The sequence below is a fragment of the Rhodococcus sp. NPDC057135 genome, from assembly GCF_042670865.1.
GTDB lineage: Bacteria > Actinomycetota > Actinomycetes > Mycobacteriales > Mycobacteriaceae > Rhodococcus_F.
In genome coordinates, this window is the sequence record NZ_JBHUUU010000007.1 from 120,193 (window position 1) to 138,604 (window position 18,412).

Consider the following 18,412-nt stretch of genomic DNA (forward strand, 5'->3'; position numbering starts at 1 on the left):
GATCATTGTCTCACCCGAAGGAGAAGTTGCTCTTGTCAGTCACCTGAGCGAGGTCCGCAAGTGCATCGCGGTGGATGCCTGCCTTGATTCCCGCCAAGTTCTTACCGTGAGTCGACGTCAATGCCGACGCCTTGGCCACTGCTGCCGCGAGCACTCCGTCGCCGTCGACCGTTTCCTGCACGATGCCGGCAGCAAGCGCGTCGGCGCCGCCGAATCGACGCCCCGTCGTCATCGCGTCGACCGCCGTCTGCTTGGGCAGACGACTGTTCAGCAATGCAGACATCCCGACTGTGAACGGCATGTTCAGTCCGACCTCGGGAAGGCAGTAGAAGCCGCGGTCCGCGCGCATGATCTGGAAATCGTGCGAGGACGCGAGCATGGCGCCGGCGCCGAATGCGTGCCCCTGCACGGCCGCGACCGTGGCCATCGGGAAGGTCAGCAGCCGGCTGTAGACGGTGTGGACCTTGTCCAGGTAGCCGGGAAGACCGTCGAGATTGCCGAAGATCCACGTCGTGTCCAGGCCGTTCGTGTAGAACTTGCCCGTCGCCGTGGTCACCAGGGCTGCCGGCCCCTCGTGCGCTTCGACTTCGTCCAGCTTGCTGTGAACAGCGTCGATCCACTCGGGGCCGAAGCGGTTCTCGTTGTCCGTTTCGCCCTCGTTGCCGAGGTACAGGATGAATACGTCGCCGTCGCGTTCGAGATAAGGCATGGATGGGAGAGTAACGCCCGCCAACTCACCCGGCGAACCGACCCGACTCCTCAGTAGGGTTGCTCACATGGGAACGATCGCCGAGGCCGCCGCCGCTGCTCTGTCCGCCATGACGGGTTCTTCGTCACCGTCAGTCGCCATCGTGCTCGGGTCGGGGTGGACCGACGCCGCAGACGTGTTCGGCGACGCCGGTGCGGACGTGACGGCTGAAGTCTCGATGGCCGATCTGCCTGGCTTCGCCCCACCGTCGGCGCTCGGGCACGCGGGCACCATTCGTTCGGTGCGCGTCGGGAATACCGAAGTCCTGCTGCTGCTCGGGCGCGCGCATGCGTACGAGGGCCACGATCTCGCCACCGTCGTCCACCCGGTCCGGACGGCCATCGCTGCCGGCGCCGACACGGTCATCCTCACCAACGCGGCCGGCGGTATTGCTGAAAACTACGCCGTCGGCCAACCGGTGCTGATCAGTGACCACCTGAACCTGACGGCCCGGTCTCCCCTCGTCGGCGCAGAGTTCGTCGACCTGGTCGACGCCTATTCGCCGGAACTGCGTGCGCTGGCTCGCTCGATCGACCCGGACCTTGCCGAGGGTGTTTACGCCGGGCTTCCCGGTCCACACTACGAGACTCCGGCCGAGATTCGAATGCTTCGTACACTCGGCGCCGATCTGGTCGGCATGTCGACGGTTCACGAGACCATTGCAGCCCGCGCGCTCGGCGCCCGCGTTCTCGGCATCTCCATGGTCACCAATCTGGCCGCCGGAATCACTGGTGCCCCGCTGGATCATCAGGAGGTGCTGGCGGCAGGCAAAGCGTCGGCGGCCCGGATGGGAGTGCTGTTGCGGCAACTGGTCGAGCAGCTGTGACACCTACCCACGTCACCGAGTGGATCGACGCCGATCCGGACCCAGTCACCCGCGCAGAACTGACAGCCCTTTCGGAACATGAACTGGCCGAACGTTTTTCCTCGCCACTGGCGTTCGGCACCGCTGGGCTTCGCGGGCCGGTGCGCGGCGGCCCCAACGGCATGAACCTCGCGGTCGTCATCCGGACCACGGCCGGTCTGGCGGCCTGGCTGACAGCTCGCTGCCAGGGCGGCTCCCGCGTTGTCGTCGGCCGCGACGCTCGGCGCGGTTCCGAGGAATTTGCTCTCGCCGCCGCTGAAGTCATGGCGGCGGCCGGGTTCGAGGTGACCCTGCTCCCCCGTCCGTTGCCGACACCGCTGGTGGCGTTTGCGGTGCGCAGGCTCGGGGCAGCGGCGGGTATCCAGATCACCGCCTCCCACAATCCTGCTGCCGACAACGGCTACAAGGTGTACCTCTCGGGTGGGGCGCAACTCGTCTCCCCCGCCGATCGTGAAATCGAGAGCGAGATCGCCCGCATCGGTGGCGCCGCCGACGTCCCTCGAATGCCGGTGTTTCCCGTCGACGATTCCCTGGTCGAGGAGTACATCGCGCGCATCGCGACCCTCCCGCACGGCGACGCCCGCTCGATCCGGATTGCGCTCACGGCAATGCACGGCGTCGGCGGCGAGACTGCGACCGCTGCTCTGCGAGCAGCGGGATTCGAGGACCTGCACGTCGTGGCGGAGCAGTTCGATCCCGACCCCACGTTTCCGACCGTCGAGTTTCCCAATCCCGAAGAGCCCGGCGCCGCAGACCGGCTTCTCGCACTCGCCCGACGTGTCGACGCGGATCTGGCGATCGCACTCGACCCGGATGCCGACCGCTGCGCCGTCGGAGTTCGCGACGGTGATCAGTGGCGCATGCTGCGCGGCGACGAAACCGGGGTGCTTCTGGCCGACCACGTGCTGCACACGGCGCCCGAAGATTCGTTGGTGGCGACGACGATCGTCTCCTCGACTCTGCTCTCGAAGTTGGCGAAAGCTCGCGGAGCCAGGTTTGCGCAGACACTCACCGGGTTCAAGTGGCTCACGCGCGCCGGCGACGGTCTGGTCTATGCCTACGAGGAGGCGATCGGGCACTGCGTCGATCCGGATGTGGTGCGAGACAAGGACGGCATCTCGGCTGCCGTACTGGTGGCCGACTTGGCTGCCACCCTCGCGGGCAGCAACAGAACCCTCTTGGATGTTCTCGACGACTATGCCGTCGAGTTCGGACTGCATCGCGGGGACCAAGTTTCCCGCCGCGTCGAGGACTCGAGCGACATCACCGAAATGATGGAACGGTTACGCGCCGATCCGCCCGGCCAGCTCGCGGGTGAGTCGGTGAGCGTCGAAGACTTGTCCCTGGTTCGCGGCGGTATGCGCACCGACGCAGTGATATTCGATGGACCGTCGATCCGCGTGGTTGCGCGACCGTCCGGCACAGAGCCCAAGCTCAAGTGCTATCTCGAAGTCGTGGTCCCGGTGGCCGACCGCGGCGATCTCCCGAACGCGCGCGAGCAGGCGAAGGCTCGGCTGGCCGAACTCCGAGCCTTCGCCCTCTCGCTCTAGCGGGGTCCGAACTGCCGATCGCCGGCGTCACCGAGTCCGGGGACGATGAAAGCGTTCTCGTCGAGTCCGTCGTCGATGCTCGCGATGACCAGACGTACCGGGTGTCCGGAGGCTGCCAGCGCGTCGACGCCGGCCGGAGCAGCTACGACGCACACTGCCGTGACATCGGTCGCGCCACGCGCAACCAGCAAGTCGATGGTGTGCACCATCGAACCACCGGTCGCGAGCATCGGATCGAGCACGAATACCGGGATACCGGACAGATCCGCGGGCAGGGATTCGAGGTACGGAACCGGCTGATGTGTCTCTTCGTCACGGGCCATTCCGACAAAGCCAACGCCGGCCGACGGGATCAGTGCACTGGCTTGTTCGACCATGCCCAGACCCGCGCGCAGCACCGGTACCAGCAAAGGCGGCTTCGCGAGCCGGATGCCCGTCGTCGCTGCTACCGGGGTGTCGACCGGGAACTCCTCTACTTCCGCGTCACGCATGGCCTCGTAGACCAGCATGTGCGTGAGCCTGCGAAGTGCGGATCGAAACGTCGCGTTCTCACTGCGTGCATCACGCATTGTCGTCAAGAGGGCCGCCGCGAGCGGATGGTCGACTACGTGCGTTTGCATGACCATCAGAATAGTTCCTCTGGAACCGAAGCACCCCGCGCGGCGTCCAAGAAGGAGTAAGCGCAACGGGGGGAAGACAAGTTGACAAATCTGGATCTACACACCGAAAGCGTCGCGGAGTTCGCCGCGCGGTTGGGCACGGTGGCAGACAACGTCGCGCAAGCTCGACAGGACGCGGCCGGCGGCGATCACACCGCTCTGTCCGCTGTGCTGGGGCTGATCGGCGGAGACTTCGTTCGCGTCGCGGGCCGAGCACAACAAGCGCATGTCGACGACATCGATCGACTGTCCGCCGTGATCGTGGGCGTCCAGTCCGCGACGCTTGACGCCCACGCCGCCTATCTCGACTCCGAGGAGTCCGTCCGAACGGCTCTCGTCGAAGCCGCACGCTCATGATCGACGTCGACGCTCTCGCTCGGCCGATCATCGATCTGGTCGACGTCGTGGGGACCGGTGTCGCCGACCCGGGCGGACTCGACGTCGGAATCCGCATCGCTTCGGACGCCCTCGAGATCGCGTACCGATTGGGAAGCGCCGCACTGAGCGAACTGGCGTCCACCCAGAGTTCGTCGAATGCCCTCACCGCCGCGGTGACCAAAACCGAGCAGACGCAGACGTCGACGCGAAACCTCGCCGATCGTGGGAGCAACATCGCCGGCGTCGTGGACGAAGCCACAACGTCCGTGTCCGCGGGCATGACCGAACTCGGTGAGATTCTTCAGTCCTTTCTGGCGCTCGCCGTCAAGGCCGGGCCGACGCTCGCGACGCCGATGGGGCAATTGATGTTGCTGTCGGCCGCGTTGGAGCACCTCGGGCGGGCGGTCTCGGTAGTCGAGCGGGCACGCGGTGAACTGGCCGGGTCGACCGACAAGATGTCCGCGCTGATCCCACCCGTCCCGATACCGGAACCCGCGCCAGGCGCCTCGGGTTCGGCGGGCCCCTCCGGTTCCGCAGGTGGTTCGGGTTCCGCTGGTGGTTCCGGTTCCGCAGGCGGTGTAGAGGTTGAACTCCCTGACGGCTCGATCGCCACCGCACCGAACGCCGAGGCCGCTGCCGCCGTACGCAACGCGCTCACTCAACAGGGAGTCCCGTACGCCTGGGGAGGCACGACACCCGGAGTCGGTCTGGACTGCAGCGGGTTGACGCAGTGGGCGTACGGCCAAGCCGGAGTCGATATTCCGCGGTTGGCCCAGGAACAAGGAATCGGGAACCAGGTCGATCAGAACAATCTGATGCCGGGCGACCTCGCGGTCTGGGACGGACACGTCGCCATGGTGATCGGCAACGGTCAGATGGTGGAAGCCGGTGACCCAGTCGAAGTCAGTTCCATCCGAACCACGAACAGCGGCATGGGCTTTCACGGCTTCTACCGCCCGACAGAATGACACGAAACATGTCCGAGAACCTGCCGGAATCGCCGCCGATCATCACAGCCGTCGCCGTCAACCGCGCCGGAACCATCGCGGTCCGTGCCACGGAGCATGCTGTCCCCGTGGACCTGCGGATCAGCCAGGGCGAACTGCGGTACGGCGGCGCACGGTTGGCGCAGCAGATACTCGCTCTGTCCTCGAAAGCTGCAATCGAAGCCGGTGTCCGCCATCGTGTAGAGCTCGAGCAGACCGGCGTGCCGGCGGCGATCCTCGATCGACTCGGTCTCGCGACGCGAGACGAACTCGCTGATGTCGACGCCACAGAGGACCAGAGCCTGCCGTCGAGCTGGATGCGTTCGATATGAACGAGATGGATCGAATCATGGAGCTGGCGAAACACCGGACCGGACTTTTGCAGGACGCCGTCGACGGGGTCACCGCTCTGCGGGCAGTCGTCGCGAGTGAAGGTGGGATAGTCACAGCGACTGTCGACGGGCTGGGCGCTCTGGTCGACTTGCGGATCACCGATGCGATCACCGCCATGGATTCGCCCGCGGTAGCCGCACTGACGGTGGCAACCATTCACCAGGCAGTTCAGCAGTCCAATGATGAACGAGAACGGCTGGTGGGTGAGCTCCGCGTGTCGCTGAAACAAACGTGACCAACCCCCGCTATGCCTTTCGCTCTGCGGTGGATAGGCTTCCGCCCATGGCTGGAGACATCGTCCCTATCGAAATCGGACTCACCGACGGAGACCTCGTCACTTTGTGGGCACCCCGCTGGCGCGAGGGCGACGACGAGTGGGAAGCGTTTCTCGGCCATGAGGAAGACCTCTACGGGTTCTCCTCCGTCGCGGAACTCGCGGCATTCATCCGCACCGACTCGGACAACGACCTGGTCGAGCATCCGGCGTGGGCCGTCGTCTCCGGACTGTCGGCAGCCGAGCTCGAGCCGGAAGAGAACTTCACCTTCGACTTCGTCGGCGTGCCCGAGCTGGCCGCAGGTGACCCTGAGGCACTGGTGGTCTCGGAACTCGAAGACACCCTGAACATGGCTCGCAACATCGGTGAGGTGTGCGAACTCGACGCGGTCATCCGCTTCTTCAGCGGCCATCCGGTACTCGGCGCGCTGGCCACCGGCGCCGGCACCTTCGAAGGTCGCGAAGGACTGGAGCTGTGGGATCAGGTCGGTGCCGCAATCGTCAAGGACTGGGACGCCGTTCTCGACGCCATCGACAAGGTGGTCACCTCCCCGAAGGTCGACGCTGCCGCCGTCGCGGTCGCCGAAGCTGAACTGCTCGCTGCCGCCGAGAACACCGTCGACGCCGACGATGTCGCCGAGGAGGGCGAGGACGAGGAATTCGACGAGGACGACCTCGACGAGGATGAAGACGAAGTCGAGACCTTCTGGGGCGAGGTCGGCGTCGACCCGATCCGCATCATCACCTCGGCCGAGACGTTCTACACTCTGCGCTGCTACATGGGAGATCAGGCGATCTTCCTCGGCAAGGACGGACTGATCACCGTCTTCCGTAGCGAGCGCGCACTCGCTCGCTATCTCGCGGACAACCACGAACACGATCTCTCGCAGGTCAGCACGTACGGCGAAATTCAGAATGCTGCCGTCGACGGTTCACTCGAAATCGAAGTCACAGACGAGAACGTCTACGTCCTGCCCGGCATCGCCGACGACCTCGCGCAGGGCCCGGACGTGGTCGACGCCGAGCAATTGGAGCTTGCCGTCGAATTGTTCACCGATGCAGCGGATTTCGCCGACGACGACTCCACCGAGGAAGTTCTCTCCGCGTCGAACGAGCTGGGTTGGTACGTCTCCTACCTGCTCAATCCCGATCCGTCCCGGATGGCCCCGAGTGCGCCGTTCACCAAGGAATCCGAGGCCTGGCGTGAACTCGAGCGTGAGTTCGAGGCCCGGTTGCGACCTGAGTAGTCGGTGCGCGTCACCTAGCCGATGAGCACGGCGTAACCCGGCTTGATGACGTCGTCGATCAACGCGAGGCGCTCGTCGAACGGGATGAAGGCCGACTTCATCGCATTGATGGTGAAGCGTTCCAGATCGGTCCAGCCGTAACCGAAGGTCTCGACCAACGCCGCCATTTCCCGGCTCATGCTGGTGTCGCTCATCAGCCTGTTGTCGGTGTTGACGGTCACGCGGAAGCGCAAGTCCGCCAACAGTCCGAACGGATGGTCCGCCAGGGCGGCTACGGCTCCGGTCTGTACGTTCGAACTCGGGCACAGTTCCAGGGGAATGCGCATGTCACGGACGTAGTTTGCGAGCCGACCCAACTCTGCCCCACCGTGGCCGCCTACCTCGATGTCGTCGACGATCCGCACGCCATGTCCCAACCGGTCCGCTCCGCAGAACGCGATCGCTTCGTGGATCGACGGCAATCCGAAGGCCTCACCCGCGTGGATCGTGAAGTGAGCGTTCGCATCACGCATGTATTCGAAAGCGTCGAGATGCCGGCTCGGCGGGTTCCCGGCCTCGGCGCCGGCGATGTCGAACCCGACCACTCCGCGATCCCGGAATCGCACCGCGAGTTCGGCGATCTCCCGCGACCGGGCGGCATGCCTCATCGCTGTCAGGAGACACCCGATTCGGATCTCCCGTCCCGCGACCCTGGCAGCGGATTCGCCGGCCCGGAAGCCCTCGAGAACGTGCTCGACGACCTCGTCCAAACTCAGGCCCTGTTCCAGGTGCTGCTCGGGCGCAAAACGGATTTCGGCATAGACGACGTTGTCGTCGGCCAGATCCTCGGCGCACTCACGTGCCACCCGCGCAAGCCCTTCCGGGGTCTGCATCACGGCGACTGTGTGCGCGAACGTTTCGAGGTAGAGCTCGAGTGAACCGCTGTCAGCGGCAGTTCGGAACCATTGTGCCAGTTCGGATGCCGAATTCGCCGGTAGCTCGTCGTAGCCACACTGCTCGGCCAGTTCGAGAACGGTCTCGGGTCGGAGTCCTCCGTCGAGATGGTCGTGGAGAAGAACTTTGGGTGCGCTGCGGATCGTGGTCAACTCCGGTGCGTTCATTCGCCAACGCTAACGCGAATCACCCACAATTCGCTCGATGAGCAGCGGCCGCGAAACGGTGTCGGATTCGGTCCCGATGGACCAGCCACCACCGAGGCTTCGACGCGCTGCGTCAAATCTCTCGGGAGTGTCCGTGTGCAAAGTCATCAGCTTCTGCCCGGCGCGGACCACTTCGCCCGGCTTTGCGTGCATCTCGATGCCGGCACCGGCCTGCACGGCTTCACCCTGCCGTTCGCGTCCGGCTCCGAGTTTCCAGGCTGCGACGCCCACCGCCATGGCGTCGAGTCGAGTCAGCACGCCGTCTCGGTCCGCGGTGACGACGTCGCTGTGCCGGGCCACCGGCAGTGCTGCGTGCGGGTCCCCACCTTGTGCGCCGATCATCGCGCGCCACCGGTCCATGGCCGTGCCGTCGGCAAGTTTGTCTGCCGGGTCGATACCGTCGATCCCGGCCGCGGACAGCATTTCCCGAGCCAGGACAAGGGTCAGCTCGACGACGTCCGACGGACCCCCGCCGGCCAGCACCTCGACGGATTCTCGTACTTCGAGAGCGTTGCCGGCCGTCAGTCCCAGTGGAGTGTCCATCCCGGTGATGAGGGCGCTAGTGCGCACACCGGCGTCGTTGCCCAATTCGACCATCGTGCGAGCCAGCTCGCGTGCGTCGCCGAGGTCCTTCATGAACGCTCCGGAACCGACTTTGACGTCGAGCACCAGGGCGCCGGTCCCCTCGGCGATCTTCTTGCTCATGATCGAACTTGCGATCAGCGGAATGGATTCCACCGTTCCGGTCACGTCGCGCAGCGCGTAGAGCTTCTTGTCGGCCGGGGCCAGGTTCGCTCCGGCAGCGCAGATCACGGCACCGATTTTCGGGTCCGAAAGAATGTCGACCATCTCCGCCGCTGTGAGCTCGGCGCGCCAACCCGGAATGGCCTCGAGCTTGTCGAGTGTTCCACCGGTGTGGCCCAGTCCGCGTCCCGACAACTGCGGGACTGCAAGACCGCACGCAGCGACGAGGGGCGCGAGCGGAAGGGTGATCTTGTCCCCCACTCCACCGGTCGAATGCTTGTCGACGGTGGGCAGCGGCAAGTCCGAAAAGTCCATCCTCCCGCCGGATTCGATCATCGCCTCGGTCCATCGACCGGTCTCCGCCCGCGACATTCCGCGGAAATAGATCGCCATCGCGAGCGCCGACATCTGTTCGTCGCCGACGACACCCTGCGTGAACGCCTGAACTACCCAGTCGATCTCGGTCCCCGACAATTCGCGGCCGTCACGCTTGGCGCCGATGATGGAAACTGCGTCAAACATGGCGGAGCCCCTCTGCTTGTTCCGGCCCGAAAGCATCGGGCAACAGCTCGCTCAGCGGCCTGAAGCCACTGCTGGTGTCGACAAGCATCTCACCCCCGCCATGCTCGAGAAGAAGCTGTCTACACCTGCCGCAGGGCATCAGAATCGAGCCCTTCGCGTCGCAGCATGTGAAGGCCACCAGCCGCCCACCCCCGGTGGCGGCCAAGTTACCGACGAGTCCACATTCGGCACACAGGCTCAAACCGTATGAGACATTTTCCACATTGCATCCTGAGACGATTCGACCATCGTCTACCAGGGCCGCTGCACCCACCGCATACCCCGAGTACGGCGCATAGGCCTGCCGCATGACCACTTGCGCGTTGTGCCGCAACAACTTCCAGTCGATGTCACCCATGGTTCGTTATCCAATCACGTTGACTGAATGGATGCAGAAACCACGCCGTAACCGTCTCCCGGAGATTGGAAAGGCAAACCTTACAAAGAGTTTGGTACGCGTACGAATCCCGCATCTGATTAGTTCCCGGTTTCACATAGGTTTAGAGTCTGAGTCAAGTCGGTTCAGGATCCCGTCGAGCCCGGGCTGAGGTACATCGAAGCTCTCTGCAGGCTCGACGCGTCCACCAATGACGTTGGAGGCACAGCACTCGATGAGTACTACGACTGAAGCCGCTCCTCAGAAGGAGCGCACGAGGTCGCTTTACCGGGGCGACCCCGGAATGTGGTCCTGGGTTCTACACCGGATCACAGGCGTCGCTACTTTCTTCTTCCTATTCGTACACGTTCTCGATACGGCACTCGTTCGGGTCAATCCCGATACGTACGACGCCGTCATCGACACGTACAAGAACCCCCTCGTCGGCCTCATGGAGATCGGCCTCGTCGGCGTAGTCCTCTACCACGCCCTCAACGGCGTGCGCGTGATGTTGGTGGACTTCTGGTCGAAGGGCCCGAAGTACCAGCGCGTCATGCTCTGGACCATTCTGACGATCTGGTTCCTGGTGATGATCCCAGGCGCCGGACGCATCCTCATCAACATGTTTGCGGAGCACTGACATGGCGACTACTCACGGACCCGAAGCCAAGAGCCTGGGCACCTCATACGACCGTCCCGCAAGCCTGGACAACCCGCGGTCCCCGCGTGCGAAGGCTCGGAACAACTTCGAGTTGTACGCATGGCTGTTCATGCGCTTCTCCGGCGTCGCCCTGATCGTTCTGGTCCTGGGCCACATGTTCATCATGCTGATGCTCGACGGTGGCGTTCACCGTCTGAACTTCGCATTCGTCGCAGGTCGCTGGTCCAGCCCGTTCTGGCAGTTCTGGGACCTGACGATGCTGTGGCTGGCACAGCTGCACGGCGGCAACGGCCTGCGCACGGTCATCGCGGACTACTCCCGCAAGGACTCCACGCGCTTCTGGCTGACCACGATCCTCGTTCTCTCGATGATCCTGATCATGGGCCTGGGCACGTACGTCATCTTCACCTTCGACCCCAATATCTCGGCGAGCTAGGGGAGCACAGACTTCATGCAGGAACATCGTTATGACGTGGTCATCGTCGGCGCCGGCGGCGCAGGCATGCGTGCGGCAATCGAAGCTGGCCCCCGTGCCCGCACGGCCGTACTGACCAAGCTCTACCCCACCCGCAGCCACACCGGCGCGGCCCAGGGCGGCATGTGTGCCGCACTGGCGAACGTGGAGGAAGACAACTGGGAGTGGCACACCTTCGACACCGTCAAGGGCGGCGACTACCTCGCCGACCAGGACGCCGTCGAGATCATGGCCAAAGAGGCCATCGACGCGGTGCTCGACCTCGAGAAGATGGGCCTGCCGTTCAACCGCACGCCCGAAGGCAAGATCGACCAGCGTCGATTCGGTGGACACACCCGTGACCACGGCAAGGCACCCGTCCGCCGTGCGTGTTACGCAGCCGACCGCACCGGTCACATGATCCTGCAGACGCTCTACCAGAACTGCGTCAAGCACGATGTCGAGTTCTTCAACGAGTTCTACGCGCTCGACATCGCCATCACCGAGACCGAAGACGGCCCGGTTGCCACCGGTGTCATCTGCTACGAGCTGTCGACCGGCGAGCTGCACATCTTCCACGCCAAGTCGATCATCTTCGCGACCGGCGGCTCGGGACGCATGTACAAGACGACGTCCAACGCGCACACCCTCACCGGTGACGGCATGGGCATCATCTTCCGCAAGGGCCTGCCCCTCGAGGACATGGAGTTCCACCAGTTCCACCCGACAGGACTCGCCGGTCTCGGCATCCTGATCTCGGAAGCTGTCCGTGGTGAAGGTGGCATTCTCCGAAATGCCGACGGTGAGCGCTTCATGGAGCGCTACGCCCCCACCATCAAGGACCTCGCTCCGCGTGACATCGTGGCTCGTTCGATGGTCCTCGAAGTTCTCGAAGGCCGCGGCGCCGGCCCGAACAAGGACTACGTCTACATCGACGTGACGCACATCCCCGAGGAAGTTCTCGACGAGAAGCTCCCCGACATCATGGAGTTCTCGCGCACCTACCTCGGCGTGGACCCCGTCAAGGAGCCCGTGCCCGTCTACCCGACGTGCCACTACGTCATGGGCGGTATCCCCACCAAGATCAACGGTGAGGTTCTGCGCAACAACGACGAGGTCGTCAAGGGCCTGTACGCCGCCGGCGAATGTGCCTGCGTCTCCGTGCACGGCGCAAACCGCCTCGGCACCAACTCGCTCCTCGACATCAACGTGTTCGGCCGCCGCGCCGGCATCGCTGCAGCCGAGTACGCGAACTCCACCGAGTTCGTCGACCTGCCGGAAACCCCGGCCGCGATGGTCGAAGACTGGGTCGGCGTCATCCTGTCCGATCACGGCCACGAGCGCGTTGCGGACATCCGCACCGAGCTGCAGCAGTCGATGGACAACAACGCCTCCGTCTTCCGCACCGAAGAGCGCCTCACCCAGGCACTCAAGGATGTGCGTGCTCTCAAGGAGCGCTACAACCACATCACGGTCCAGGACAAGGGCAAGCGCTACAACAGCGACCTGCTCGAGGCCATCGAGCTGGGCTTCCTCCTCGAAATGGCAGAGGTCACCGTCGTCGGTGCCCTCAACCGCAAGGAATCGCGCGGCGGCCACGCTCGCGAGGACTTCCCGGATCGCAACGACGCCGAGTACATGAAGCACACGATGGCGTACAAGGAGGGTGACGGCCTGCTCTCCGACATCCGTCTGGACTACAAGCCGGTGATCCAGACCCGCTACGAGCCGATGGAGCGTAAGTACTGATGTCTGCGCCTGCTGTAGATGCACCAAAACTCCCCGCTGTTCCCGAGGGGGCCGTCATGGTCACCCTCAAGATCGCGCGGATGAACCCCGAATCGGGCGAGGGCCAGCACTGGGACAGTTTCCAGGTTCCGGCACTGCCCACCGACCGTCTGCTCAACCTGCTGCTGTACGTGAAGGGCTACCTCGACGGCACCCTCACGTTCCGTCGCAGCTGCGCACACGGAGTCTGTGGATCGGACGCCATGCGGATCAACGGTGTGAACCGTCTGGCCTGCAAGCTGCTGATGAAGGACATGCTCCCCAAGGACGGCAAGCCTGTCACCATCACGGTCGAGCCCATCAAGGGCCTGCCCGTCGAGAAGGACCTGGTTGTCGACATGGAGCCCTTCTTCGACGCATTCCGCGCCGTGAAGCCGTTCCTCATCACCAGTGGCAACGAGCCCACTCGTGAGCGCATCCAGAGCCAGCACGACCGTGCTCGTTTCGACGACACCACCAAGTGCATCCTCTGCGCATGCTGCACCACGTCGTGCCCCGTGTACTGGAGCGACGGCAGCTACTTCGGTCCCGCTGCCATCGTGAACGCACACCGGTTCATCTTCGACAGCCGTGACGAGGCCGCTTCCGAGCGTCTCGACATCCTGAACGACAAGGACGGCGTGTGGCGTTGCCGCACCACGTTCAACTGCACCGACGCGTGCCCCCGCGGCATCCAGGTGACAAAGGCTATTCAGGAAGTCAAGCGAGCGCTGCTCTTCGCTCGTTAGGCCTTCGCCTGTGCGCGGTTAGGGAGTCTCCGGACTCCTTGACCGCGCACAGCTATGTCGGGGGCATGTTGAGCGGAGTCACGACCTGAACCGGTGACGTCGTAAAACCGAAGTGGGCGCCCATGGCGCCGTGCTCTTTCATGACCACCTGAGCGGCAGTGCGAAGATCCGCCCGCAGATCGTGGTGTAGCACCGCCGATATTCGCCTCTCCCCCAGCAACTTTCGATTGTCTCCGTCGAGATCGTGGGCGACGAAGACGGAGCACTCTCGATTCAGTTCTTCGAACGCGTCGACCGTGGCCAGGTTGCCGCCACCGATCGAATACACAGCACGGATCTGCGGATCGGATTCGAGCGCTGCCCGCACCAGTTTCCTACTCGTCTGGTCCAAACCGTCACTGTTCGGAATGTCGATCAAACGTCGATGCGGAGCCGAAACGCGCATGGCGGAGCGAAATCCCATCTCCCGTTCTTCCTCTCCGCGAAAGAATCCGCTGCTCATGCTGACCAGCACGTTGCCGTCCCGATCCCCCAGCCACTGATCGATCAAATACGCGGCGGTGGCTCCGGCTGCTCGGTTGTCGATGCCGATGTAAGCGGCTCGCCTGCTGCCGGCAACGTCGGTCACCAACGTGACGACCGGAATCTTTGCCGCCACGAGCCGATCGATCGCCGCCACGACTTCCGGAGTGTCGGGAGCCTTGACGATGACACCGTGGGACCCGCGTCGGCGAATCTTGTCGAGCGTCGATGTCATCGCTTCTACCGAACCGGTCTCACGAAAGTGGAACCGGGACCGCACCACAGCGGGCGCAAGGGTCGGCAGTTCGGCCTCGAGCGCGTCGCGGACGGCGTCGGAAAACCGTGCGGGAGTTTGCAACACGACGTCGACGATGAATGTTCGACCGACCAGTTTCAGTTGCGAGCGTTGACGTTCCAGGTCCGTGATCGCCTGCCGAACTTCCGATCGTGTGCCGTCGCGAACTCCAGGACGGTCGTTGAGCACCCGGTCGACGGTGGCCTCACTCAGGCCCGACTGCTGGGCGATCTCCCGCACTTTGAATCGATGCGCCACAACTACCTCACAATGATGGATATTTGATGGTTTTTCGCTGTTGCTCGAGGTCTTCGTCACAGCCAGACTAAACCCATGACCTCTCCGCCGGGCGTAATCAGGCCCGCACTCCTAGCCGACACTGTCGTACTGGTCAGTGGTGGCTCGCAAGGCGTCGGCGCCGGCGTCGTACGTGCCGCTGTCCGTGAGGGCGCGCAGGTGGCTTTCACCGGCCGACGCCCTGACGTCGGAAAGGCTCTCGAGGCAGAACTTCCGGGAACCCACTTCATCGAAGCCGATGTGGCTCAAACGGATTCCGCGCTCGCCAGCGTGGCCGAGACGATCTCACATTTCGGCCGCGTGGATGCCCTCGTCAATTCTGCCGGGCTCACCTCGCGCGGCACGCTGCTCGACACCACCGAAGAGCTCTTCGACCAGCACATCGCGGTGAACCTTCGCGGTCCGTTCTTCACGATGCAGGCAGCAGTCAAAGACATGCGCGAGCGTGCGGTCTCCGGGTCCATCGTCAACATCATCTCCACGTCCGAACTCGGCGGGCAGCCGTATCTCGCGCCGTACGTGGCAGCGAAGGCCGGGCTGGCGGGGCTGACCCGCAACGCCGCCCATGCGCATCGCTGGGATCGTATCCGGATCAACGGTCTCGACATCGGGTGGACACAGACCGAGGGAGAAGACCTCACGCAGAGAGCTTTTCACGACGCCGGTGACGATTGGCAGGAACGTGCAGGCAGCACCCTCCCCATGGGCAAGCTCGGACAGGTCGACGAAATCGCCGACTTCGTCGTCTTCCTGCTCTCCGATCGCAGCGGAGTCGTGACGGGTTCGATCATCGACTGGGACCAGAACGTCTTCGGAGGGCTGGACTGATGGGCGCTCGCATCGGAGTCATCGGGCTCGGAAGAATCGGCAGCTACCACGCCCGAAACCTGCTCACGATGGACGGCGTCGACTCGCTGGTGGTCACCGACGCCGACGCACCTCGCACCTCCGACGTGGCAACCGAACTCGACGTGGAGTCCGCCGCCGACCCGGAGTCCCTTTTCGCCTCGGGAGTCGACGGCGTTCTGATCGCCGCGTCGTCGAGTTCGCACGCCGACTTGATCGAAGCCGCTGTCCGCCGGGGTATCCCGACGTTCTGCGAAAAGCCGGTCGCCGACTCCATCGAATCCTCCGTTCGTGTACTCGAGGCTGTCGAGCAGACCTCGGTACCGGTCCAGATCGGATTTCAGCGCCGCTTCGATCCGTCATTTGTGGCGGCATACGACGCAGTTCGATCCGGACAGCTCGGTTGGATCCACACTCTCCGGTCGACCACCCTCGATCCTGCTCCCCCACCGATCTCGTACATCGAACACTCCGGCGGCATCCTCCGCGACTGCTCGATCCACGATTTCGACATCGTCAGGTGGGTCAGCGGCCGCGAAGTCACCACGGTCTTTGCCACCGGCTCGAATCAGGGTGATCGCGCGATCGCCGATGCCGGTGACGTCGACACCGCTGCAACGGTTCTCACGTTCGAAGGCGGGACCATCGCGGTCGTGTCGAATACTCGCTACAACGGCCGTGGCCACGACTGCCGGCTCGAAGTCCTCGGCTCGAGAGACTCCGTCGCTGCAGGACTCGACGACCGTTTGCCGCTCCGCTCGCTCGACCCCGGAATCTCGTTTCCCTCGAAGGAGCCGTACACGTTTTTCATGGACCGTTTCACTTCCGCCTACCGTGCCGAACTCGAAGCATTCCTCGGCGTTGTCGCCGGGCGTCGGGAATCACCCTGTACTCCCGCGGATGCAGTCGAGTCGGCCTGGATTTCCGAAGCTGCAACGTACTCGCTGCACCAGGGTAGGCCCGTGGCGATCACCGAAGTCAAAGATCTGTTCCTTCACAACAAGAATGAGGCACACACATGAGCACTCCCCGCATCGCCGGCGCACCGATCTCCTGGGGTGTGTGTGAAGTCCCGGGTTGGGGCTACCAGCTCGACCCCGCGCAGGTTCTCCGTGAAATGCGCGAAGTCGGTCTTGCAGCAACGGAAATCGGTCCGGAGGGCTTTCTGCCGACAGCACCCGCCGAGATGGCCAAGGTGCTCGCGGATCACGACCTGAGCGCAGTCGGCGGGTTCGCACCGGTTCTGCTGCACGATCACGATCACGATCCGGTGCCAGGCATCTCCCCGATCCTCGACGGTTTTGTCGCCTCGGGTGCCGAGGTTTTGGTTCTCGCTGCCGCGACGGGTTCCGACGGCTACGATTCACGTCCGGAATTGGACGAGCAGAGTTGGAAAACCCTGCTGCACAATCTCGATCGGCTCACCGACGCTGCGGCCGAGCGCGGCATTCGAGCAGTCGTCCACCCTCACGTCGGAACGATGATCGAGCAGCGCGACGAGGTCCTGCGCGTGCTCGACGGCTCGGCCATCCCACTGTGCCTGGACACCGGCCACCTGTTGATCGGCGGCACCGATCCGGTCGACCTGGCGCGTCAAGCTCCCGAGCGCATTACCCACGTACATCTCAAGGACGTCGACGATGCCCTCGCATCACGCGTTCGCAGCGGCGAGCTCACCTACACCGACGGCGTCAAGGCAGGAATGTACCGTCCGCTCGGTGGTGGCGACGTCGACATCGCCGGTGTCACGGCCATCTTGCAGCGACACGGTTTCGACGGGTGGTACGTCCTCGAGCAGGACACAATTCTGACCGAGGCGCCATCGGACGAGGGGCCGGTACGCGACGTGCGAGCCAGCGTCGAGTACCTGCGGTCGGTTCTGTGACACCTACCCCGTTGCGAATAGGCATTCTGGGAGCCTCACGAATCGCCGAGAACGCGATGATCAAACCTGCAACGGCCACCGGGCACCGCCTGGTGGCCGTTGCCGCACGCAACCCCGAGCGTGTCAGAGCCTATGCGGCACAGCATGGGATCGAACGGGTGGTCGGTTCGTACGCGGAGCTGATTTCGGATCCGGAGGTGGACGTCGTCTACAACGCGCTGCCCAACAGCCTGCACGGCCCGTGGAATCTCGCCGCCGTTCAGGCGGGCAAGCACGTGCTGACGGAGAAACCGTTTTCGAGCAACGCGGCGGAAGCACAGGCGGTAGTCGAGGCAGCACGCGTGAGCGGAGTGACGTTACTCGAGGGTTTCCACTACCTCTTTCATCCGGTGAATCGGCGCCTGCTGGATCTGGTTCGGAACGGCGCCGTCGGCGAAATAGCTCGGGTGGAGACGGTACTGCAGATGCCGACCCCCGCCGAGAACGATCCGCGGTGGGAACTCGCGTTGGCGGGAGGGTCTCTGATGGACCTGGGCTGCTACGGATTACACGCTTCCCGGATGCTGAGTGACGTGTGTGGTGGGGCGCCGGTGGTGACTGCGACCCGTCACGAGGAATACGTTCCGGGAGTTGATTCGTGGTTCGACATCGAACTCGAATACCCCAGCGGCGCCACGGCATCCGTGGTGACCACGATGTTGGACGAGCGTTATCACTTCACCTTCCGAGTCTTCGGCACGGAAGGTGACGTCCTGGTGCACAACTTCCTGCAGCCGGACGTCGACGACCGCGTCTCCGTCACGGCCGGTGGGCGCACGATCGTCGAGCATCTGGGCACCAAGTCGTCGTACACCTACCAACTCGAGGCCCTGGCCGATCATCTGGCCGGGGACTCGACACTTCCCATCGGCCCGGCCGACGCGCTCGCCAACATGACGATGATCGACGAGGCGTACACGCATTCCGGCCTCGGGGTTCGGCCGACTACCACCCTCTGACGAAACGACTACTGCCTC

General features: G+C 64.0%; 21 protein-coding genes. 15 read left to right on the forward strand and 6 right to left on the reverse strand.

Going from position 1 to position 18,412, the window contains the following annotated elements:
- Positions 1-10: 10 nt before the first annotated feature.
- Entirely contained in the window at positions 11-709 is a 699-nt protein-coding gene (locus ACFT1A_RS15255) for an enoyl-CoA hydratase-related protein (RefSeq protein WP_378447686.1), read from the reverse strand.
- A 67-nt stretch (positions 710-776) separates the two neighbouring features.
- On the opposite strand from ACFT1A_RS15255, the gene ACFT1A_RS15260 reads away from it, so the two are divergent.
- A complete protein-coding gene (locus ACFT1A_RS15260; protein ID WP_378447687.1) occupies positions 777-1,574 on the forward strand; it encodes a purine-nucleoside phosphorylase in 798 nt (265 codons plus the stop codon).
- Positions 1,571-3,163, forward strand: coding sequence for a phospho-sugar mutase (locus ACFT1A_RS15265; protein WP_378447688.1), 1,593 nt, complete (start codon positions 1,571-1,573; stop codon positions 3,161-3,163). The genes ACFT1A_RS15260 and ACFT1A_RS15265 overlap by 4 nt, the downstream gene beginning before the upstream one ends.
- Here ACFT1A_RS15265 and upp read toward each other — a convergent pair.
- Complete coding sequence (gene upp, locus ACFT1A_RS15270; protein WP_007727319.1) at positions 3,160-3,783, reverse strand: uracil phosphoribosyltransferase; 624 nt, start codon at positions 3,781-3,783, stop codon at positions 3,160-3,162. The two genes, ACFT1A_RS15265 and upp, sit on opposite strands and share 4 nt — an antisense overlap.
- Before the next feature lie 81 nt (positions 3,784-3,864).
- Between upp and ACFT1A_RS15275 the strand changes: the two genes are divergently transcribed.
- Genes ACFT1A_RS15275 through ACFT1A_RS15295 form a run of 5 tightly spaced genes read left to right on the forward strand, consistent with a single transcriptional unit; the run spans position 3,865 to position 7,100 of the window.
- Positions 3,865-4,179, forward strand: coding sequence for a type VII secretion target (locus ACFT1A_RS15275; RefSeq protein WP_378447689.1), 315 nt, complete (start codon positions 3,865-3,867; stop codon positions 4,177-4,179).
- Positions 4,176-5,168, forward strand: coding sequence for a C40 family peptidase (locus ACFT1A_RS15280; RefSeq protein ID WP_378447690.1), 993 nt, complete (start codon positions 4,176-4,178; stop codon positions 5,166-5,168). Before ACFT1A_RS15275 ends, ACFT1A_RS15280 begins: the two co-directional genes overlap by 4 nt.
- Positions 5,169-5,176: 8 nt before the next feature.
- A complete protein-coding gene (locus ACFT1A_RS15285; protein WP_378447691.1) occupies positions 5,177-5,518 on the forward strand; it encodes a hypothetical protein in 342 nt (113 codons plus the stop codon).
- A gap of 17 nt (positions 5,519-5,535) precedes the next feature.
- A complete protein-coding gene (locus ACFT1A_RS15290; protein ID WP_378447692.1) occupies positions 5,536-5,814 on the forward strand; it encodes a YbaB/EbfC family nucleoid-associated protein in 279 nt (92 codons plus the stop codon).
- Positions 5,815-5,861: 47 nt separating this feature from the next.
- Positions 5,862-7,100, forward strand: a complete 1,239-nt coding sequence (locus ACFT1A_RS15295) for a primosomal protein (protein WP_378447693.1) — start codon at positions 5,862-5,864, stop codon at positions 7,098-7,100.
- Positions 7,101-7,114: 14 nt separating this feature from the next.
- Here ACFT1A_RS15295 and ACFT1A_RS15300 read toward each other — a convergent pair whose 3' ends face one another.
- Genes ACFT1A_RS15300 through ACFT1A_RS15310 form a run of 3 tightly spaced genes read right to left on the reverse strand, consistent with a single transcriptional unit; the run spans position 7,115 to position 9,902 of the window.
- Positions 7,115-8,200 carry an adenosine deaminase gene (locus tag ACFT1A_RS15300; RefSeq protein WP_378447694.1) on the reverse strand — a complete coding sequence of 362 codons (1,086 nt, stop codon included), beginning with the start codon at positions 8,198-8,200 and terminating at the stop codon, positions 7,115-7,117.
- Positions 8,201-8,209: 9 nt separating this feature from the next.
- Positions 8,210-9,505 carry a thymidine phosphorylase gene (locus tag ACFT1A_RS15305; RefSeq protein ID WP_378447695.1) on the reverse strand — a complete coding sequence of 432 codons (1,296 nt, stop codon included), beginning with the start codon at positions 9,503-9,505 and terminating at the stop codon, positions 8,210-8,212.
- The gene (locus tag ACFT1A_RS15310) at positions 9,498-9,902 is read right to left on the reverse strand and encodes a cytidine deaminase (protein WP_378447696.1); all 405 of its coding nucleotides are present in this window, start codon (positions 9,900-9,902) and stop codon (positions 9,498-9,500) included. Before ACFT1A_RS15310 ends, ACFT1A_RS15305 begins: the two co-directional genes overlap by 8 nt.
- 253 nt (positions 9,903-10,155) lie before the next feature.
- Between ACFT1A_RS15310 and sdhC the strand changes: the two genes are divergently transcribed.
- Genes sdhC through ACFT1A_RS15330 form a run of 4 tightly spaced genes read left to right on the forward strand, consistent with a single transcriptional unit; the run spans position 10,156 to position 13,551 of the window.
- The gene (gene sdhC, locus ACFT1A_RS15315; protein ID WP_020969155.1) at positions 10,156-10,560 is read left to right on the forward strand and encodes a succinate dehydrogenase, cytochrome b556 subunit; all 405 of its coding nucleotides are present in this window, start codon (positions 10,156-10,158) and stop codon (positions 10,558-10,560) included.
- A 1-nt stretch (position 10,561) separates the two neighbouring features.
- Positions 10,562-11,017, forward strand: a complete 456-nt coding sequence (locus ACFT1A_RS15320; RefSeq protein ID WP_003940699.1) for a succinate dehydrogenase hydrophobic membrane anchor subunit — start codon at positions 10,562-10,564, stop codon at positions 11,015-11,017.
- 15 nt (positions 11,018-11,032) lie between these two features.
- A complete protein-coding gene (sdhA, locus tag ACFT1A_RS15325) occupies positions 11,033-12,784 on the forward strand; it encodes a succinate dehydrogenase flavoprotein subunit (protein ID WP_019747692.1) in 1,752 nt (583 codons plus the stop codon).
- Positions 12,784-13,551, forward strand: coding sequence for a succinate dehydrogenase iron-sulfur subunit (locus ACFT1A_RS15330; protein ID WP_003940925.1), 768 nt, complete (start codon positions 12,784-12,786; stop codon positions 13,549-13,551). The genes sdhA and ACFT1A_RS15330 overlap by 1 nt, the downstream gene beginning before the upstream one ends.
- 52 nt (positions 13,552-13,603) lie before the next feature.
- On the opposite strand, the gene ACFT1A_RS15335 is transcribed toward ACFT1A_RS15330, so the two are convergent.
- Positions 13,604-14,626, reverse strand: a complete 1,023-nt coding sequence (locus tag ACFT1A_RS15335) for a LacI family DNA-binding transcriptional regulator (protein ID WP_378447834.1) — start codon at positions 14,624-14,626, stop codon at positions 13,604-13,606.
- A gap of 75 nt (positions 14,627-14,701) precedes the next feature.
- Between ACFT1A_RS15335 and ACFT1A_RS15340 the strand changes: the two genes are divergently transcribed.
- From ACFT1A_RS15340 to ACFT1A_RS15355, 4 genes are read left to right on the forward strand one after another with little or no spacing between them, the layout of a single operon-like run.
- Positions 14,702-15,493: an SDR family oxidoreductase gene (locus ACFT1A_RS15340; RefSeq protein WP_378447697.1), complete on the forward strand. Its 792-nt coding sequence runs from the start codon at positions 14,702-14,704 to the stop codon at positions 15,491-15,493.
- A complete protein-coding gene (locus tag ACFT1A_RS15345) occupies positions 15,493-16,533 on the forward strand; it encodes a Gfo/Idh/MocA family oxidoreductase (protein ID WP_378447698.1) in 1,041 nt (346 codons plus the stop codon). Before ACFT1A_RS15340 ends, ACFT1A_RS15345 begins: the two co-directional genes overlap by 1 nt.
- The gene (locus ACFT1A_RS15350; protein ID WP_378447699.1) at positions 16,530-17,396 is read left to right on the forward strand and encodes a TIM barrel protein; all 867 of its coding nucleotides are present in this window, start codon (positions 16,530-16,532) and stop codon (positions 17,394-17,396) included. The genes ACFT1A_RS15345 and ACFT1A_RS15350 overlap by 4 nt, the downstream gene beginning before the upstream one ends.
- Positions 17,393-18,394 (forward strand): Gfo/Idh/MocA family protein, encoded by a 1,002-nt coding sequence (locus ACFT1A_RS15355; RefSeq protein ID WP_378447700.1) that lies wholly within the window; start codon positions 17,393-17,395, stop codon positions 18,392-18,394. The genes ACFT1A_RS15350 and ACFT1A_RS15355 overlap by 4 nt, the downstream gene beginning before the upstream one ends.
- Positions 18,395-18,412 lie beyond the last annotated feature (18 nt).

Excerpts from the sequence above, each read along its gene's own strand:
- sdhA (WP_019747692.1), top strand. The coding sequence starts at position 11,033 with ATGCAGGAACATCGTTATGACGTGGTCATCGTCGGCGCCGGCGGCGCA.
- ACFT1A_RS15330 (WP_003940925.1), top strand. The coding sequence starts at position 12,784 with ATGTCTGCGCCTGCTGTAGATGCACCAAAACTCCCCGCTGTTCCCGAG.
- ACFT1A_RS15320 (WP_003940699.1), top strand. The coding sequence starts at position 10,562 with ATGGCGACTACTCACGGACCCGAAGCCAAGAGCCTGGGCACCTCATAC.
- ACFT1A_RS15285 (WP_378447691.1), top strand. The coding sequence starts at position 5,177 with ATGTCCGAGAACCTGCCGGAATCGCCGCCGATCATCACAGCCGTCGCC.
- ACFT1A_RS15260 (WP_378447687.1), top strand. The coding sequence starts at position 777 with ATGGGAACGATCGCCGAGGCCGCCGCCGCTGCTCTGTCCGCCATGACG.
- ACFT1A_RS15350 (WP_378447699.1), top strand. The coding sequence starts at position 16,530 with ATGAGCACTCCCCGCATCGCCGGCGCACCGATCTCCTGGGGTGTGTGT.
- ACFT1A_RS15290 (WP_378447692.1), top strand. The coding sequence starts at position 5,536 with ATGGAGCTGGCGAAACACCGGACCGGACTTTTGCAGGACGCCGTCGAC.
- ACFT1A_RS15340 (WP_378447697.1), top strand. The coding sequence starts at position 14,702 with ATGACCTCTCCGCCGGGCGTAATCAGGCCCGCACTCCTAGCCGACACT.
- ACFT1A_RS15345 (WP_378447698.1), top strand. The coding sequence starts at position 15,493 with ATGGGCGCTCGCATCGGAGTCATCGGGCTCGGAAGAATCGGCAGCTAC.
- ACFT1A_RS15300 (WP_378447694.1), bottom strand. The coding sequence starts at position 8,200 with ATGAACGCACCGGAGTTGACCACGATCCGCAGCGCACCCAAAGTTCTT.
- ACFT1A_RS15305 (WP_378447695.1), bottom strand. The coding sequence starts at position 9,505 with ATGTTTGACGCAGTTTCCATCATCGGCGCCAAGCGTGACGGCCGCGAA.
- ACFT1A_RS15310 (WP_378447696.1), bottom strand. The coding sequence starts at position 9,902 with ATGGGTGACATCGACTGGAAGTTGTTGCGGCACAACGCGCAAGTGGTC.
- upp (WP_007727319.1), bottom strand. The coding sequence starts at position 3,783 with ATGCAAACGCACGTAGTCGACCATCCGCTCGCGGCGGCCCTCTTGACG.
- ACFT1A_RS15255 (WP_378447686.1), bottom strand. The coding sequence starts at position 709 with ATGCCTTATCTCGAACGCGACGGCGACGTATTCATCCTGTACCTCGGC.
- sdhC (WP_020969155.1), top strand. The coding sequence starts at position 10,156 with ATGAGTACTACGACTGAAGCCGCTCCTCAGAAGGAGCGCACGAGGTCG.
- ACFT1A_RS15295 (WP_378447693.1), top strand. The coding sequence starts at position 5,862 with ATGGCTGGAGACATCGTCCCTATCGAAATCGGACTCACCGACGGAGAC.
- ACFT1A_RS15280 (WP_378447690.1), top strand. The coding sequence starts at position 4,176 with ATGATCGACGTCGACGCTCTCGCTCGGCCGATCATCGATCTGGTCGAC.